The 16,784-nt window shown below is 60.7% G+C and carries 14 protein-coding genes; all 14 read right to left on the bottom strand.

Annotated elements, in window-relative coordinates; all coding sequences use genetic code 11:
• Positions 1 to 102 precede the first annotated feature (102 nt).
• Positions 103 to 1,551, bottom strand: coding sequence for an NADH-quinone oxidoreductase subunit N (locus tag ACWNRM_RS05215; protein ID WP_023979434.1), 1,449 nt, complete (start codon positions 1,549 to 1,551; stop codon positions 103 to 105).
• Positions 1,551 to 3,053: a complex I subunit 4 family protein gene (locus ACWNRM_RS05210; protein ID WP_338107079.1), complete on the bottom strand. Its 1,503-nt coding sequence runs from the start codon at positions 3,051 to 3,053 to the stop codon at positions 1,551 to 1,553. The genes ACWNRM_RS05215 and ACWNRM_RS05210 overlap by 1 nt, the downstream gene beginning before the upstream one ends.
• Entirely contained in the window at positions 3,050 to 4,924 is a 1,875-nt protein-coding gene (gene nuoL, locus ACWNRM_RS05205; RefSeq protein ID WP_485169738.1) for an NADH-quinone oxidoreductase subunit L, read from the bottom strand. The genes ACWNRM_RS05210 and nuoL overlap by 4 nt, the downstream gene beginning before the upstream one ends.
• Positions 4,893 to 5,204, bottom strand: coding sequence for an NADH-quinone oxidoreductase subunit NuoK (nuoK, locus tag ACWNRM_RS05200; protein ID WP_023979431.1), 312 nt, complete (start codon positions 5,202 to 5,204; stop codon positions 4,893 to 4,895). The genes nuoL and nuoK overlap by 32 nt, the downstream gene beginning before the upstream one ends.
• Before the next feature lies 1 nt (position 5,205).
• Positions 5,206 to 5,709: an NADH-quinone oxidoreductase subunit J gene (gene nuoJ, locus ACWNRM_RS05195; protein ID WP_023979430.1), complete on the bottom strand. Its 504-nt coding sequence runs from the start codon at positions 5,707 to 5,709 to the stop codon at positions 5,206 to 5,208.
• A gap of 2 nt (positions 5,710 to 5,711) precedes the next feature.
• Positions 5,712 to 6,224, bottom strand: a complete 513-nt coding sequence (gene nuoI, locus ACWNRM_RS05190) for an NADH-quinone oxidoreductase subunit NuoI (RefSeq protein WP_023979429.1) — start codon at positions 6,222 to 6,224, stop codon at positions 5,712 to 5,714.
• A gap of 13 nt (positions 6,225 to 6,237) precedes the next feature.
• Positions 6,238 to 7,200: an NADH-quinone oxidoreductase subunit NuoH gene (gene nuoH, locus ACWNRM_RS05185; RefSeq protein ID WP_485169740.1), complete on the bottom strand. Its 963-nt coding sequence runs from the start codon at positions 7,198 to 7,200 to the stop codon at positions 6,238 to 6,240.
• Complete coding sequence (gene nuoG / locus ACWNRM_RS05180) at positions 7,197 to 9,908, bottom strand: NADH-quinone oxidoreductase subunit NuoG (RefSeq protein WP_485169741.1); 2,712 nt, start codon at positions 9,906 to 9,908, stop codon at positions 7,197 to 7,199. Before nuoG ends, nuoH begins: the two co-directional genes overlap by 4 nt.
• A 13-nt stretch (positions 9,909 to 9,921) precedes the next feature.
• Entirely contained in the window at positions 9,922 to 11,238 is a 1,317-nt protein-coding gene (gene nuoF, locus ACWNRM_RS05175; protein ID WP_122040333.1) for an NADH-quinone oxidoreductase subunit NuoF, read from the bottom strand.
• Positions 11,238 to 11,747 carry an NADH-quinone oxidoreductase subunit NuoE gene (nuoE, locus tag ACWNRM_RS05170; RefSeq protein ID WP_023979424.1) on the bottom strand — a complete coding sequence of 170 codons (510 nt, stop codon included), beginning with the start codon at positions 11,745 to 11,747 and terminating at the stop codon, positions 11,238 to 11,240. The genes nuoF and nuoE overlap by 1 nt, the downstream gene beginning before the upstream one ends.
• The gene (gene nuoC, locus ACWNRM_RS05165; protein WP_023979423.1) at positions 11,734 to 13,512 is read right to left on the bottom strand and encodes an NADH-quinone oxidoreductase subunit C/D; all 1,779 of its coding nucleotides are present in this window, start codon (positions 13,510 to 13,512) and stop codon (positions 11,734 to 11,736) included. Before nuoC ends, nuoE begins: the two co-directional genes overlap by 14 nt.
• 13 nt (positions 13,513 to 13,525) lie before the next feature.
• Positions 13,526 to 14,167, bottom strand: a complete 642-nt coding sequence (locus ACWNRM_RS05160) for an NADH-quinone oxidoreductase subunit B (protein WP_023979422.1) — start codon at positions 14,165 to 14,167, stop codon at positions 13,526 to 13,528.
• Positions 14,168 to 14,169: 2 nt separating this feature from the next.
• Complete coding sequence (locus ACWNRM_RS05155) at positions 14,170 to 14,625, bottom strand: NADH-quinone oxidoreductase subunit A (RefSeq protein ID WP_222548295.1); 456 nt, start codon at positions 14,623 to 14,625, stop codon at positions 14,170 to 14,172.
• Between the two features lie 267 nt (positions 14,626 to 14,892).
• Positions 14,893 to 16,707: a glycoside hydrolase family 15 protein gene (locus ACWNRM_RS05150; protein ID WP_485169742.1), complete on the bottom strand. Its 1,815-nt coding sequence runs from the start codon at positions 16,705 to 16,707 to the stop codon at positions 14,893 to 14,895.
• Positions 16,708 to 16,784 lie beyond the last annotated feature (77 nt).

Raw genomic sequence — 16,784 nt, 5'->3', positions numbered from 1 at the left:
CGGACAATGCGCATAAAAAAAGCTGCACGCCCGACGGACATGCAGCTTTCATCGACTTTCTGAACTGGCTGCCATGTAGTCGCCAGCTCGGGAGAGCCTTCGTCAGGGCAAGGTTGCTGGCGCCGCAGGGAGAGGCGGGGCCACAACCAGAGACTGGCTGCGCTGGACCAGCGTGCTGGGGCAAATGCCCAGCAGGATGGTGGCGCAGGCCAGCACGGTGATCAGTGCAGCATTGACCGGCGTGGGCGCCGTCAGCTCCGCGCGGGTCTCGCGATCTGCTGGCGCAGGCGTCAGCATGATCAGGATCAGGCGCAGATAGTAGAACAGACCGATCGTGCTGCTGGCGATCAGAACGAAGAGCAGAAGCGTGCGATGGGCCGAAACGCCCGCAGCCGCCACATAGAACTTCGCAAAGAAGCCGACTGCCGGGGGGATACCTGCCAGCGAAATCAGCATGATCGACATGGCCAGCGCTGCAGCAGGCTTGCGACGGAACAGCCCGTGCCATTCACGGATATCGGTACCCTGGGGCAGCACACCGTTCATGATGGCAAACACGCCGAGCGTCGAGATCGCGTAGGCCGCAAGGTAGAAGGCAGCCGAAGCCACGCCGAACGGCCCCGGTGACAGGAAAGCCACCAGCAGATAGCCCACATGCGCGATGGACGACCCGGCAAGCAGGCGACGCAGATCCGTCTGCACCACGGCCATCAGGTTACCGCCCAGCATGCTGAGCACGGCCACGATCAGGATCTCGTTCACCTGTGCGCTGGGCGCATAGAGATTGACGGCGGAGAAATAGCGCAGCATGGCCGCAAAAAGCGCGATCTTGGATGTCACGGCGACCAGGGCGGCCACCGGTACGGACGTACCTTCAAGCACATCGGCCAGCCAGAGATGGAACGGCACGGCAGACAGCTTGAAGAACATGCCCGACAGGATGAGGATAACCCCCATCACACCAATGATCGGCTCGGGAACATGGCTGAGATCGGGGGCTGCAAAACGCAGCGATCCGGTCTCGGCGTAGATCAGCGCAAAACCGAACACCATCGTGGCCGATGCGACACCCGAAAGAAGCAGATACTTCATCGCGGCTTCACCGGCGTCGAGACGCTGGTTGTGGAACGCGATCAGGCCAAGCAGGGCCAGGCTGAGCGTTTCGAGACCAAGGAAGAACGACACAAAATGAACCGCGCCGGTCATGGCCACGCCACCCAGTGTGGCCAGTGTGAGCAGCAGGAAATACTCGCTGTTCACACTCGGGTCAGCACTGATGGCGCCATGGCGCGACATCAGCACGATTGCCAGTGCGGAGAGAATGATCAGCGCACCGGCAAAAGAGGCCCATGTATCGGGCGCAAAAAGCGGGGTGGCACCCGTCATGACGAGCACGGTCGGCAGCATGATCGAGGCCAGCGATGCCAGTAGAACGATCACGCACAGAATGGCATCACGAACGACATGACGCCGCCAGGAGATGGCTGCGAGCTGCACCAGGCTTCCGAGGCACAGCACCAGCACCGCATTGGGGAGGAACGAGAAAGACATTACTGGGCCTGCTCCTGAGCGATGCTCACGACATGGGGGCTGGCCGGTGCCGACAGGTTGAGAACCGGCTGCGGATAGACGCCAAGCGCAAGGAGAAGAAGGGCTGCCACACCAAGGACAGCGAGATGCGGCACGGAAGGCGCACCAAGCGGTGCCACGGCATCGGTCTTTTTCGGACCATAAAAGACGCGCAGCATCATGGTGAGCGAATAGACCGACGACAGCACCAGACCAGCCGCTGCGAAGAACGTCATGGTATGGCTGACCTGCCATGTGCCCATGAGCACCAGGAACTCACCGACAAAGTTGCCCAGCCCCGGAAGGCCAAGCGAGGCCGCGGCGAAGAACATGGCCAATGCCGAGAACTGCGGCATGGCAGGCCAGAGCCCACCCATGCGCGACATGTCACGCGTCCCCAGACGATCTTCCAGAAGCCCCGCGATCACGAACAGAGCGCCTGTGCTGAGACCATGCGCCACCATCTGGGCGATGGCACCCTCCATACCGATGCGTGTGCCCGAGAACACACCCAGCAGGATGAAGCCAAGATGGCTGATGGAGGAATAGGCAATGAGGCGCTTGATATCGTCCTGCGCCACGGCAAGCCATGCGCAGTACAGGATACCGACCACGCCAAGCGTCATGGCGATGGGTGCGAGATGCGCCGCAGCGCCGGGGAAGAGCATGACCACGAAGCGGATCAGGCCATAGCCACCTGTCTTGGCCAGAACACCCGAAAGCAGAATGCTCGCAGCGGCAGGCGATGCTGCATAGGTGTCTGGCAGCCACGAATGGAAAGGCACCATAGGCAGCTTGACCGCAAAAGCGATGAAGAAGCCGAGCATCAGCACCGGGGCGATGGGCGCAATGAGCGCCGTCTGCGACAGGGCAAAGTAGTCGAACGTAATGACGCCGGTGCGCTGGGCGTTGACGATGACAAGGCCAAGAATGGCCAGCAGCATCAGCAGACCACTTCCCTGCGTGAACAGGAAGAACTTCAGCGCAGCGCGCTGGCGCCCTGCATCACCCCAGATCAGGATAACCCCGAAGAGCGGCAGAAGCATCAGCTCCCAGAAGAAGAAGAACAGGAACAGATCGGTCGCCATGAAGACGCCGTTGATCCCGGCCACCGTCGCCAGCAGCAGGAAGTGAAACAGGCCTGCGCGATCTGCCACGTTGCGTGCGCTGAGCAGCGCGCAAGGCAGGGAGATCAGCGCGTTGAGCCACAGCATGACGAGGCTCAGACCGTCAATGTCGAGCCGGACATTGATGCCCAGCATTGGCACCCAGGCCATGGAGAAATGGCCAAGCCATCCCCCGGCGCTGGCACCGCCTGACAATGCGCTGAGTGTGACCTGCGCAAGCAGGATCACCATCAGCACAAGCGTGATGAGCGAGGAAACCGACGCCGCGCGCGAGGCGCCGCGCAGCCCGACAAGCCAGGCTGCAAGACCCCCGATGAAGGGGATCAGAACAAGAGCGGGAAGTGCCAACATCATCATACCGCCAGACAAAGAGCTGCAACCGTTCCTGCTGCGATCCAGCCGGCATAGCGACGCACCTGGCCGCTCTGCAGCTTCGCAACAGCGTATCCACCGCCCTGGGTAAGGGCTGCAACCAGATCATAGAAACGATCGATGAAATCACGACGGTTCAGATGGGCAAGCACCATGAACGGCCGTACGAAAATCCGGTCATACAGCGTGTCGAAACCCCAATCGGCGCGCAGCGTCGAAATGGCAGGGCTTTCGGCTGCAACCGGCGCTTCGCCTTTCGGGCGCCACAGCGTCCAGGCGATGGTCACGCCGGCAATCGGCACGAGAGAGCCGAGAATGAGCAGGCTGGTGTTGTGCTCTTCAGGCAGGGCACCGAGCACGGGGGAAAGAAGATTGGAGAAGATATGCACGTGTGCGATGGCATCCGGCATTTCCATCCAGCCGCCCGCAATGGCGAGCACGGACAGGATCCCCATGGGCAGGGCCATGGCGATGCCCGACTTGCCATGTGCATGGGTGCGATGCCCGCCCCAGAACACGATGAACACGCAGCGGAAGATATAGATGGAAGTCAGGAAGGCACCAAACAGTGCACCGGCCCAGAAGATCGGGCTCAGATCATAGGCGCTGCCCAGAATGAGCTCTTTCGAGAAGTAACCGGCGGTGATCAGCGGCAGACCCGCCAGTGCAGCCGAACCAATCAGGAAGGCTGCAAACACCCAGGGCATGTCCTTGCGCAGACCACCCATCTTGAAGATGTCCTGCTCGTGATGGACACGCAGGATGATCGAACCCGCCGCCATGAAGAGCAGAGCCTTGAAGAAGGCATGGGTGACAAGATGGAACATGGCGGCATGCCAGGCGCCGCAACCGAGCGCGAGGTACATGTAGCCGAGCTGGCTCATGGTGGAATAGGCGAGGATGCGCTTGATGTCGGTCTGGACCAGAGCGCTGCCCGCAGCGAGCAGAATGGTCACGAAACCCACAATGGCGCAGGCGAACATCGCCAGCGGCGTAAGAACGAACAGACCATGCAGACGCGCCAGAAGATAGACACCCGCCGTGACCATGGTCGCAGCATGGATGAGCGCCGAGACTGGCGTCGGGCCGGCCATGGCGTCAGGCAACCAGGTCTGGAGCGGCACCTGCGCCGATTTGGCCATCGCACCACCCAGCAGCAGGAACATGCCCAGCGTCAGCGTGCGCGGTGCGGCATGGGGGCCGACGGCCAGAAGCGTCGGGATGTCCAGCGAGCCAACGGCTGTTGCCATAAGCAGCATACCCAGCAGGAACAGCGCATCGCCCACACGCGTAACCACAAAGGCCTTGCGCGCGGCGATGGCATTGGCCTGCTCGCCATACCAGAAGCCAATGAGCAGATAGGAGCAAAGGCCCACGCCTTCCCACCCGATAAACACACCCAGCAGATCCGATGCCAGAACCAGCAGAAGCATGGAGGCAACGAAGAGGGTCATGTAGGTGAAGAAACGCGCGATGTCCTCGTCGTCATACATGTAGGCACACGCATAGACGAGAATGAGGAAGCCGACGCAGGACACGACCAGCATCATGACCAGGGAGAGCCGGTCGAGCGTGAGCGCGATCTGGGCGTTGAAGGAGCCGACATTCATCCAGTTCCACAGCACGACGTGCAGCGAACCGAGCGAGTCCGGGCCGGAAAGGAAGCTATAGGCCGAAATGACGGCGAAAAGCGCACAAAGCCCCATACCGGCGCCGACGAGAAGCGTCGTCGCCCGTGCGGGAAGCTTGCCCCCGGTCAGCATCAGGATGATGGAGACCGCCAGGGGGCAGAAGATGACAAGTGGAAGCAGCATGGCCACGAGACTAACCCCCCAGACGATTGCCGGTATCGGCATCTAGCGTGGAGCGTCCGGCTGCATGCATGCGCAGGATGATGGCCAGGCCAACTGCGGATTCCGCAGCAGCGAAGGCGACCACCATGATGAACATGACCTGACCATCCGCCATATGCCAGCGATTGCCCGCCGCGATGAATGCGAGGCAAGCGGCATTGAGCATGATTTCGGTCGACATCAGCATGAAGAGCAGGTTGCGACGGACAAGGACGCCCAACGCTCCGAGTGAAAAGAGTATGACGGCGACAATGAGCGCGCCATTGGGATCGGCAGCAGTCATATCAGGATTTCCCTCCGATCCGGCGGCCGATGTGATAGGCGCTCACAAGCCCTGCCAGAAGCAGGAACGAGGAGAGCTCGACGGTCAGGATATAGGGGCCATAAAGCGTCAGGCCGACCGCCTTGGGGCCGATCGGCGCGCCAACAGTGCCCACCGCCATGGTGTTGTGGCTCACGCCATAGACCAGCAGACCCATCAGCAGCAGCGAAATCACGCTGGGGCCAATCCAGGCGCCACCGGCAAACCAGCCTTTTTCACGAAGCTGGTCGGGCTGGCCCAGATTGATCATCATGACCACGAACACGAACAGGACCATGATCGCGCCGGCATAGACGATGATTTCGAGCATGGCGGCAAAAGGCGCGCCCAGCTCTTCAAACATGCAGGCAAGCGCCAGAAGCGACACGACAAGGTAAAGCAGGCCGTGAACGGGGATGGTGCGGGTAATCGCCAACGCGGTCGCGCCGATGGCGATCAGCCCATAGAGTTCAAGCATGATATTCATGATCAGGGCATCAGTGCATGAATGTCGATAGGCTTGGCTTCATTTTCGGCTTCACCTTTGTTCTTGCCCGGGATCTTGAGCCCCGACACATTATAGAAGCTGTAATCATGTACCTTGCCGGGTCCGCTGATCAGGAGGTCTTCCTTCTCGTAAACCAGGTTCTGGCGCACATATTCGCTCATCTCGAAATCGGGCGTGAGCTGAATGGCGTAGGTCGGGCAGGCTTCCTCACAGAAACCGCAGAAGATGCAGCGTGAGAAATTGATCTGGAAGAATTCCGGATACCAGCGCCCTTCCTTCTCGCCTTTCTGCAGGCTGATGCAATCCACCGGGCAGGCCGCGGCGCACAGATTACAGGCCACGCAGCGCTCTTCGCCGCTCGGATCGCGGGTAAGGACGATACGACCGCGATAGCGGGGGGACAGGTACGGTTTGACGTCCGGATACTGCACCGTTTCATTGCGATGAAACATGTGCAGGAACGTCATCCATATGGTGCGGAGAATACCAAGCATGGCGCGCCCCCTCTCAGACGCCCGCGCGCAGCAGAACGACCGCGCCGGTGACCAGAATGTTAAGAAGAGACAGCGGCAGCAGCACCTTCCAGCCGAAGGACATCAGCTGGTCGTAACGAGGACGGGGCAGTGCTGCGCGCAGCAGGATGTAGAAGCAGATCAGCAGGAAAACCTTGATCGCAAACCACAGGAAGGGCGGCAGGAACGGGCCATGCCAGCCACCAAGATAAAGCGTGGTGATCAGGGCCGAGCTGAGCGCGACACCGGCATATTCGGCAAGGTAGAACATGCCGAATTTCATGCCCGAATACTCGGTATGGAAGCCTGCGCCGATTTCGTTTTCACCTTCCGGGAAGTCGAAAGGCAGACGATGCGTTTCGGCAATGCCGGCAAGCAGGAAGATCACGGCACCCAGGCATTGCGGGATGATGAACCAGCAATTTGTCTGGGCTTCCACGATGTCGCGAATGCTGAACGAACCGGCCGCCATGACAACGCCCATGACCGACAGGCCCATGAACACTTCATAGGAGATCATCTGGGCGGCGGCACGCATGCCACCAAGCAGGGCGTATTTGTTGTTGGACGACCACCCGGCGAGAACCACCGAATAGACGCCAAGGCCCAGCATGCCGAAGATGAAGAGCAGGCCGACATTCAGCTCACCCGCCACACCCCAGATGGGGGTGATAGGCACGACGCCGAAGCAGAGCAGAACGGCCAGAAAGCCGATGATCGGCGCAACAAGAAAGACCGGCTTGTCCGCGAAAGGCGGAATCCAGTCCTGCTTGAACAGCATCTTCATTGCATCGGCGATGACCTGAAACAGGCCGAACGGGCCGACGCGGTTGGGGCCGGGGCGATCCTGGAACACGCCGAGCAGGCGACGCTCCAGCATGGTCGAGACCGCTGCGACGCCGAGAACGCCAAAGACGGTCACGACGATCACAAGAATTGGCCACACGATGGGCATCATACCGCGCTCTCCGTTCCAATACGCTCGGCAGGCGCCATGATTTCAAGAGAAACCCAGCCCGGTGCCGACCAGGAGCGGGACACCATATGCGGCGGGCATGTGGCGACACCTTCGGGCAGAGAAGAGTCAGAGACGGCATCGACCGTGAACACTTCGCCATTCAGCGACAGACGGACCTGAGCACCCTTGGCCACGGTACCGCCGATACGCACCACCGCAGGGGCGGCGCGCTCGGCAATCGGCTGGGCCATCATGCTCATTTCATCTGTGCCGAATACGCGGGCTTCAGGCAGAAGCATGAACTGACCGGCACGCGGGGCGAAAGCCGACGGCACGTCCATGGCATAGGAGCCTGCCGCATTGGCCACCCCTTCCACCAAACGCACGCCGCAATCACCACCGCGCATCTTGCCACCAATTTCCTGCTGGAAGCGGTTCAACGACTGCTCAGAGTTCCAGCCCGGCACCTGATAGAACGGCACGAGCGTGCCGGGCATGTCGGTGCTGTAGGAGCCTTCCATCGTGGAATGCAGCGGGGTGTCGGGCGAGCTCGGCGGCGGGATATCACGCACGCTGATATTGGCGCGAATAGCCGTGCGTCCGCTGACGCGATGCGTCTGGCTGCGCAGCGGCGTGCCTTCGAGTTCATAGTCCGAACCCGGTGCTGCCTCGGGGATGCGGGCGAAAACCGGCATCGTCGCGGCAATCTCGGCGATCAGATCGTCCAGCTTGCCCCAGGGCTGCACATGGCTGAGGCCAGCCGCCTGCGCCATATCGGCAATCCAGCGCCAGCCCGCCTGAAGCGGGGCGTCGGGATAGACCACCTGGAAGAAGCGCTGGGCGCGGCCCTCGGCACTGACCAGCGTGCCATCCGTCTCGGAATAGGCTGCCGAGGGGAAGGTAACCTGAGAGCGAATGGCCGTCGGGGTGACCGAATGATCAAGCACCACGAGATTGGCCACACTCCCCACCAGCGCCTCGAACTGCGCGCCATCGAGGCGGCGGCTCAGATCGTTTTCGAGAACGATCAGCGTGGCATCGGCGGCGCGAGCGGCGATCTCGTCGAGCGAGAGCCCATCCATCAGCGCGAGGCCCATCGAGTTGGCTTCCGGCAGGACGAAGCTGATGAGCGGCGTCTTGCCCTTGGCAGCCAGAGCAGAGGCAATGTTGGCCGTTGCCTGGAGCAGGGCTGCCGAAGCGTATTGCAGGCCCGAAATCAGCAGGGGCTTCTCGGCAGCCAGCAGCGCTTCAGCAATGAGCGAAGCAGAAGCTGCCTCGGCGTCGGTCAGACCAGCCACATCGGGCGCCGACGCGTCGATGCGATGCGCGATGGCGAAGCCGAGACGTGCCGCATCTTCCGGCATGGCGCGGATGGCGTCCTGCGCGAAACCATCGAGATCCGTCACCGTGGGCGACACCACGAAGAGCGGCGAGATCGTGTCCTGACCCAGCGTCCGCACCGAGGCGTCCATCCAGTGAGGGACACGAGCCTGATCGGCGGCCTTGTTAAAGGCCGTGCGCTTGATCTGGCGCAGTGCCAGGCTCATGCGCGGCGAGGTTGCCGAGACATCCTCACCCAGGATCAGCGCGCCGTCAGCGGTTTCCATCTCATGCATGGTAGCGATACGCGCTGGGCCAGCGGCCAGAAGCGACACTGCCAGCTTGACCAGGCTATGCTGCGGCTCGGCCATGCCGGTCGAGAAATTCTCGGCACCGACGAGCTTGCGCAGGGCGTAGTTGGATTCCAGCGAGGCGCGCGGCGAGCCGATGCCAACCAGCTTGCCCGAAGCCGCGATCTTGCCGAAATGATCCAGCGCGGCCTGGGCCGGTACCGGCGTCATGTCGCCATTGATCACATAACCTGCCGAACGCAGGCGCGTGGGGGCGTTGACCCAGCCATGTCCAAAGCGACCGCGATCGCACAGGAAGTAGCGGTTCACCTCATCATTGTAGCGGTTGAGTGTACGGCGAACCTTGCCAGCGCGCTCATTGATGATGGTGTTGCAGCCCGTTGCACAGTTGGAGCAGACAGACGGTGCGCCCCGCATGTCCCATTTACGGCTGTACATCTTCGAGAACGGCTTGTCGGTGAACACGCCGGTCGGGCAGACCTCAATGAGGTTACCGGAAAAGGGGCTCTCCAGCGTACCGCTCTCGTGACGGCCGAAATAGACGTTGTTATGCGAGGCAAACACGCCAAGATCCTGGCCGCCCGCATAATCGCGATAGAAACGCACGCAACGATAGCAGGCAATGCAGCGGTTCATTTCGTGCTTCACGAAAGGACCGAGTTCCTGATTGTTGTGGGTGCGCTTGTCAAAGCGATAGCGACGCTCGCGATGACCGGTCATCACGGTCATGTCCTGGAGGTGACATTCGCCACCCTCTTCACAGACCGGGCAGTCATGCGGGTGGTTCGTCATCAGCCACTCGACCACCTCGCCACGGAATTCCTTGGCTTCGGGGTCTTCAACCGAGATGATCGCGCCTTCAGTTACCGGCGTCATGCAGGCCATGACGATACGACCGCGCGTGTCGTCGGCATTGGCATATTGCTTGACGGCGCACTGGCGGCACGCACCGACAGACCCGAGTTCCGGGTGCCAGCAGAAATAGGGCAGGTCTTCCCCTGCCTCGAGACAGGCCTGCAGAAGGTTCACGTCTGAACGTGCTTCAACCTCGCGGCCGTCGATTACGATTTTTGCCATCGGGCCGTTCCTCCTACGCCGCCTGCCCTGCGGCGCCGCTCTCTGCGGTACCGGAGGTGGGCTTGCTAACCATTCGCTGGAAATCCTCGGCAAACATCTTCAGGCCGCTGGCCAGAGGCGCAATCGCACCCGGCGCATGGGCGCAGAAGGTGCGTCCCATCGGGCCGATCAGGCGGGCCGCGTCATGAAGGCGATCGATATCCTCCGGCGTGCCGCGCCCTTCCTCAATGGCAATCAGAAGACGCTCGACCCAAGGCAGGCCGTCACGACAGGGCGTGCACCAGCCACAGGATTCCTGCGCAAAGAAATGCTCGAGATTGCGGATCATCCCGATCGGGCTGGTCTTGTCATCGAGCAGGATGGCCAGACCCGTGCCAAGGCGGCTGCCCGCCTTTTCCGGCGTCGGGTAATCCATGATGATATCAGCGTGCTCGGCCCCGAGGAACGCGGTCGAGGCACCACCGGGCAGGAAGGCACGCAGCTTGTAGCCATCCTGCATCCCGCCAGCACACTCATTCAGGATCACGCCAAGCGACGTGCCGAGCGGCAGCTCGAACACACCCGGACGCTTGGCGCGACCGCTGACACCGTAAAGCTTGGTGCCACCATCGACGCAGGCGCTCAGCCCCAGATACCATTCGGTGCCATTGGCAAGAATATGCGGGATGTTGCTGAAGGTCTCGATGTTGTTGACGACCGTCGGTGCGCCCCACAGACCACCGATCTGCGGGAAAGGCGGCTTGGCGCGCGGATTGGCGCGACGGCCTTCCAGCGCCGTGATCAGGGCCGTTTCCTCACCGCAGATATAGCGACCGGCGGAGGGATGAACATGCAGATCGAAATCGAAACCCGAGCCGAGAATGTTCTCGCCAAGGAACCCGGCCTCACGGGCCTGGATGACCGCCTGCTGAAGGCGCTCCAGACCCAGATGATATTCACCGCGCAGAAAGATGATGCCGTGCCGTGCCTGGATGGCATAGGCCGAGATGATCATGCCTTCGATAAGCTGGAGCGGGTTGCCCTCGACAAGGATACGATCCTTGAAGGTGCCCGGCTCCATCTCGTCACCATTGGCGACGATGTATTTCAGGCGGTCCTTGGAGGATTCCTTGGGAACGAAGCTCCATTTCATGCCGGTGCTGAACCCGGCGCCGCCGCGTCCGCGCAGCTTGGAGTCCGTCACCTCGGTGATGATCTCCGCAGGGCTCATGCCAAGGGCGCGGCGCAGACCGCGCCAGCCACCCTTTCTGTCATAGCCAGCCGGATCGAGCGGCGTCTCGCGATTGACGAGCGCCAGAAGCGGCTGCTTTTCGGGGTTGAGACCAGTCATCACTTCTTCCTCGCCCGAATGTCGTCGATGATCCCGTCGATATCTTCCGGACGGACAGGACCAAACAGGTCCTTGCCGACCAGCATGGCCGGCGCATGGTCGCAGTGACCAAGGCAGACGATAGGCAGAACAGTGAATTCACCGTCCGGCGTCGTCTCGCCCATCTTCACGCCCAGCTTCTTGCACAGGCGCTCGCGTGTCTGCTCCGCACCCATGATGTAGCAGGACACGGAGTCACAGAGCATGACCACGTTCTTGCCGACTGGCTTGCGGAACAGCAGGTTGAAATAGGTGGCAATTCCGTCCAGATCGGCCTGGGACATGCCCAAGATCCGTGCCGTATGGGCAAGATGCGCGTCATTGATCCAGCCGAAGCGCTCCTGCACCAGACGCAGCGCCTCAATGGCGGCGCCACGCGGGTGATGCTCATGGGCCGCCATGTCGATGAAGGTATCGACGAGATCCTTGGGGAGTTCGGCGTCCTGCGCCGTAAGTTCAGCGGTCGACATCGGCCATCACAAAATCGATGCTTCCGATGATGGCGATCAGATCGGCAATCATGGTGCCGCGTGACAGCATCGGAAGCTGTTGCAGATGAATGAACGACGGTGTGCGGATACGCGTCCGGTAGGACATCGTGCCGCCATCGCTCACAAGGTAATACTGGTTCAGGCCCTTGGTCGCCTCGATGCAGGAGCGCACTTCGCCCTGCGGAATGACTGGCCCCCAGCTGACGCCCACGAAGTGATGGATGAGCGTTTCGATGTCATGCATCGTGCGCGGCTTCGGCGGCGGCATGGCCAGCGGATGCTCGGCCTTGTAGGCCCCGCCCGGCATGTTATCGAGGCAGTAGCGAATGATGCGCAGGCTCTGGCGGATCTCTTCGATATGCACCGCAGCGCGGTCATAGCAATCGCCATTGACGGCGGTCGGGATATCGAAGTCGATCTGGTCATAGCCCGAATAGGGCGCCTTGCGACGGTAATCCCATTCCAGACCCGTGGCGCGCAGCCCCGGCCCTGTCACACCCCAATCCACGGCCTCTTCGGTCGTATAGACGCCTACGCCCTTCGTACGGGCCTTGAAGATCGGGTTCTTCATGACGAGTTCGTTGTACTCGTCCAGACGCTTGGGCAGATAATCGAGGAAGGCGCGAACCTCGCCATCCCAGCCCTGCGGCAGATCCATCGCCACGCCGCCGATGCGGAAGAAGGCCGGATGCATGCGGAAGCCGCAGATCTTTTCGATGATCTCGAAAACGCGCTCGCGATCGGTGAAGATGTAGAAGACCGGCGAGAGCTGACCCAGATCCTGCACCATGGTTCCGTAGAACACGAGATGGCTGGAGATACGGAAGAACTCGGCCAGCATGATGCGAATGAGCTGAGCGCGCGGCGGCACGGTGATGCCTGCCAGCTTCTCGACACCCATCACATAGGGGAAGTTGTTCATCACCCCGCCGACATAGTCGATACGGTCGGTATAGGGGATGTAGCTGTGCCAGGTCTGGCGCTCGGCCATTTTCTCAGCACCGCGATGATGGAACCCGATATCGGGCACCGCATCGACAATGAACTCACCCTCAAGCTGCAGCACGACGCGGAACACGCCATGCACCGAAGGATGGTTCGGGCCAAGGTTGAGGAACATGAAGTCGCTATTGTCGGAATGACGCTTCATGCCCCAGGATTCGGGGTCGAACTTCAGCGCTTCCTGCTCGTCGAAAACCTGGTCTTCCGAGAGCGTATAGGGCGGGCGCTCGGTCGCGCGGGCGTAGTGATCCTTGCGCAGGGGATGCCCGACCCAGGTCGGCGGCGTCAGGATGCGCGAGAGATGCGGATGCCCCTCGAACACGACACCGAAAAGATCCCATGCCTCACGTTCGAGCCAGTTTGAATTCGGCCAGATATCGGTGATGGACGCAATATTGGCATCATCGACAGCAAGCGGCACCTTGAAGCGCACTTCATCGATCGGCCCGTCGAAGGACTGGATGTGGTAGATGACCGTGAAGTCGGATGCCGGCAGATTGTCACGATGGATACGCTGGCGCTCGTCCACACAGGTCAGGTCGAGCAGCATGCGCAGCGCGCCACCGGCCTTGACCGCCTGAAGCACGGCACGGATCTGGCCACGCGAGACCCAGAAAGTCGGCACGCCATCACGCGTGGCTTCTTCCATCATGATCATGTGCGGCGGGAAAGCGGCGACCGAGGCCCCCATGCTGCCCGTGCCCATGCCTGCTGCGCGGCTGTTGTCGAAAACTTCGCTCATGGCTGCAGGCTCCTCAGATCGTGTCGGGCGTGCGCAGCTTGGTGACCGCCATGCGCTCTTCACGCTTGAGGTCGCGCATGCTTGCAGGCGTCACCTTGGTTACGCCCTGATCGCCCACCATCCAGCTGAGCGGACGGCGCTGCTTGCCGATGGAGTCCTGCAACAGCATCAGCCCCTCAAGCAGGGCGTCGGGGCGCGGCGGACAGCCCGGCACATACACATCGACAGGAAGGAAGCTGTCGACACCCTGCACGACGCTGTAGATGTCGTACATGCCGCCCGAATTGGCACAGGATCCCATGGAGATGACCCAGCGCGGCTCAAGCATCTGGTCGTACAGATACTTCACGATGGGAGCCATCTTGCGGAACACGGTGCCTGCAATCACGATCAGATCGGCTTCACGCGGGGTAGCGCGCAGCACTTCGGAGCCAAAGCGGGCAATGTCGTAACGGCTGGTAAATGCCGTCGCCATTTCCACGTAGCAGCAGGACAGGCCGAAATTGAACGGCCAGACCGAGTTCTTCTGCCCCCAGGAAATGAAATCCTGAAGCTTGCCCACAACAAGATTACGGCGCACGTCCTCGTGCGCCAGAAGTTCCTCAGGGGATTGCAGACGGGGCTCGCCGACGGCGGAGGTAAGAGTCCAAGTCATCGTTATACGACCTCGCGCTCGGGGATTTTGACAAGTTCAACGGGGGAGTTGGGCGGCACCTTGACCGGCATGCGGCGGTGCTTGGGGCCCCATTCGAGGGCACCACTGCGCCAGAGATAGACCAGGGCGAGCGTCAGAAAGACGACAAAGGTCGCAACCGAGATGAAGGCAGCCCAACCAGCCTCGACCACCACGGGAGCCCATGAGTAGATGAACACGCCTTCCACGTCGAAAATAACGAAGAAGACGGCGAGCAGATAATACTGCACCGGCAGGCGGATACGCGCCGAGCCGGTGGAGAGAATGCCCGATTCATAAGGAAGGCTCATGGAGCGACCGCGTGCCGCACCAACACGACGAGGGCCGAGAGCAGCTGACAGCGCCACCACGATGCAAAGGAAAATGACCGTAAAGGCCACGTAGATCGCTAAAGCATGATCTGCGAGAAACTGAGACACTGGCGCAACCACCTATTCCCGACGGGACCACAAGGCCTGCGTGCCATAACGGCGTGTAACACCGGTCTGGAACTAAAAAGCCAGTGGTCGTGAGGTTTTTTTCTGCGCCATTGCCTAGCATCACATCAAGTCCCTGCCTATCACCTGAAGGGGAGCACACGAACCCGTGATTATTAGTATTTAAACAGTCCTGTTTTTATTGATATTGATTATCAACTCCTCACCCGTCATCACGGTTTTGCCGTGATGACTTGTTGATACTTATTCTTAACTTCCCACTGCCTGCCGGGACAGGGCCTGATCGAGATATTGTCCTGCCCTGATGAGCGCCAGATGCGTGAAAGCCTGAGGAAAATTGCCCAGATGCTCGCCAGCCGGACCGATTTCCTCGGAAAAAAGACCGACGTGATTGGCGTATGAAAGGGTCTTGTCAAACAGGAACCGGGCCATCAGCAGGTCGCCTGAGCGGGCGAGACATTCAATGTACCAGAACGAGCACATCGTAAAAGTTCCTTCCCGCCCTTCCAGACCATCCTCATTATCTCCCTCGGCCACATGATAGCGGAAGACGTGGCTGTCATCGAGCAACTGGTCGCCCACGGCCTTCAGCGTTGCCATCCATCGTGGATCGTGATCACCGATGAAACCCATGAGCGGCATGAGCAGACAGGACGCGTCGATTGCAGTACCGCCCTTGTACTGTACGTAATACTGAAGGTCGTCACTCCAGAAATTATTCTGCACATCCATGTAAATGGCGTTCCGCTCACGCACCCATACAGCGATACGGGCTGGCAGACCACGCTCTTCCGACATCCTGATGGCACGATCAAGGGCCACCCAGCACATGATACGTGAGAACAGGAAGTGCTTCTTGCCGCCACGGACCTCCCATATACTCTCGTCGGGCTGGTTCCAGGCCGTGCACAGCCAGTCAATACCCTCGGCGATTGATTCCCAGGCCTTCCAGCTGATCCGTTCGCAGTGGCGATCGGCGTGATACACGGCGTCCATCATCTCACCGATGATATCGAGCTGGAGCTGATCCTCTGCCCCGTTGCCAATACGCACGGGTCGCGAGTCCCTGAACCCGCGGAAATGCGTCAGGTCGGTTTCGGGTACGAAGGCCTTGCCATCGATCGCATACATGACCTTCAGCCGCGCCTCACCCGGCTGGGCGTCCAGTCGGCGCTCATGCAGCCAGCGGATAAAGGCGGTGGCCTCCTCCGTATGGCCCGTTTTCATGAAGGCATAGACCATGAACGACGAATCACGGATCCAGCAATAACGGTAATCCCAGTTACGGACCCCGCCCGGATCTTCAGGCAGGCCGAAGGTCGCCGCCGCAACCATCGACCCGTATTCGGCTGAGGTCAGCAGCTTGAGGGCGAGAGTCGAGCGCGTGATATGATCGTGCCAGCGCCCGTGATACTTGGCGCGCGCCACCCAGTCGGTCCAGTAATTGGCTGTTGCCTTGAAGGCATTGGATGTCCAGTGGTCTTCAAGACAAAGATTCTGGTCCGTCGTCACGCTATCAAGCATGAAAATGGCCGTCTCATTCAGTTCGAGCACGAATTCGGCACAGGCATCATCGCCGATGATCGTCATGGGTATGGTCGAGCTGATACGCAGGCTCGGCAGGTCGGGTCGCTCAGGCTCGAACAGGATCACCCGGTCACTCAGGGCACGGGCCTTATGGCCGACACGGGCATAGTCAAACCGGGGGGCGCAATGCAGCCTGAAGCGCAGCGTACCGCGAACAGCTTTGACACGCCTTATCACCCGCTGCTCAGGATAATCAGGGGCCAGCGTCATGAAATCGGAAATTTCGCTCACGCCCTCAGGGGAGAGAACGCGCGTCAGCAGGACATTCGTGTCCGGCACATAGAACTGCCGGAAACGCCCGCCCTCGAGAACGGGCGCCAGCTCGAAGAACCCGGCGCTGGGCTCAAGCAGGGAGGCAAAGACGCTCGGGCTGTCGAAACGCGGCCAGCACATGAAATCGATCGACCCGTTCAGTGCGACAAGCGCTGTCGTGCGCAGATCACCGATAACGGCATGATTCTCAATCGCCATACTCATTCGCAATTCTTTCAACCCAAGGCTTCTGGATACCTGTGTAAAACAGCAGTCTGAACGACCTGTAAGGCGCCCGTTGT

This window comes from Asaia sp. A2 (assembly GCF_057319415.1).
Note: the sequence above shows the minus strand (reverse complement) of the source record. Positions and strands in the feature narration are given on the sequence as shown.

Bases quoted from the DNA above. Each gene is read 5' to 3' on its own strand.
- nuoJ (WP_023979430.1), bottom strand. From the start codon at position 5,709: ATGAATATCATGCTTGAACTCTATGGGCTGATCGCCATCGGCGCGACC.
- ACWNRM_RS05160 (WP_023979422.1), bottom strand. From the start codon at position 14,167: ATGACTTGGACTCTTACCTCCGCCGTCGGCGAGCCCCGTCTGCAATCC.
- nuoE (WP_023979424.1), bottom strand. From the start codon at position 11,747: ATGTCGACCGCTGAACTTACGGCGCAGGACGCCGAACTCCCCAAGGAT.
- nuoL (WP_485169738.1), bottom strand. From the start codon at position 4,924: ATGCCGATACCGGCAATCGTCTGGGGGGTTAGTCTCGTGGCCATGCTG.
- nuoF (WP_122040333.1), bottom strand. From the start codon at position 11,238: ATGACTGGTCTCAACCCCGAAAAGCAGCCGCTTCTGGCGCTCGTCAAT.
- nuoG (WP_485169741.1), bottom strand. From the start codon at position 9,908: ATGGCAAAAATCGTAATCGACGGCCGCGAGGTTGAAGCACGTTCAGAC.
- nuoI (WP_023979429.1), bottom strand. From the start codon at position 6,224: ATGCTTGGTATTCTCCGCACCATATGGATGACGTTCCTGCACATGTTT.
- ACWNRM_RS05210 (WP_338107079.1), bottom strand. From the start codon at position 3,053: ATGATGATGTTGGCACTTCCCGCTCTTGTTCTGATCCCCTTCATCGGG.
- nuoK (WP_023979431.1), bottom strand. From the start codon at position 5,204: ATGACTGCTGCCGATCCCAATGGCGCGCTCATTGTCGCCGTCATACTC.
- ACWNRM_RS05215 (WP_023979434.1), bottom strand. From the start codon at position 1,551: ATGTCTTTCTCGTTCCTCCCCAATGCGGTGCTGGTGCTGTGCCTCGGA.
- nuoC (WP_023979423.1), bottom strand. From the start codon at position 13,512: ATGAGCGAAGTTTTCGACAACAGCCGCGCAGCAGGCATGGGCACGGGC.
- nuoH (WP_485169740.1), bottom strand. From the start codon at position 7,200: ATGATGCCCATCGTGTGGCCAATTCTTGTGATCGTCGTGACCGTCTTT.
- ACWNRM_RS05150 (WP_485169742.1), bottom strand. From the start codon at position 16,707: ATGAGTATGGCGATTGAGAATCATGCCGTTATCGGTGATCTGCGCACG.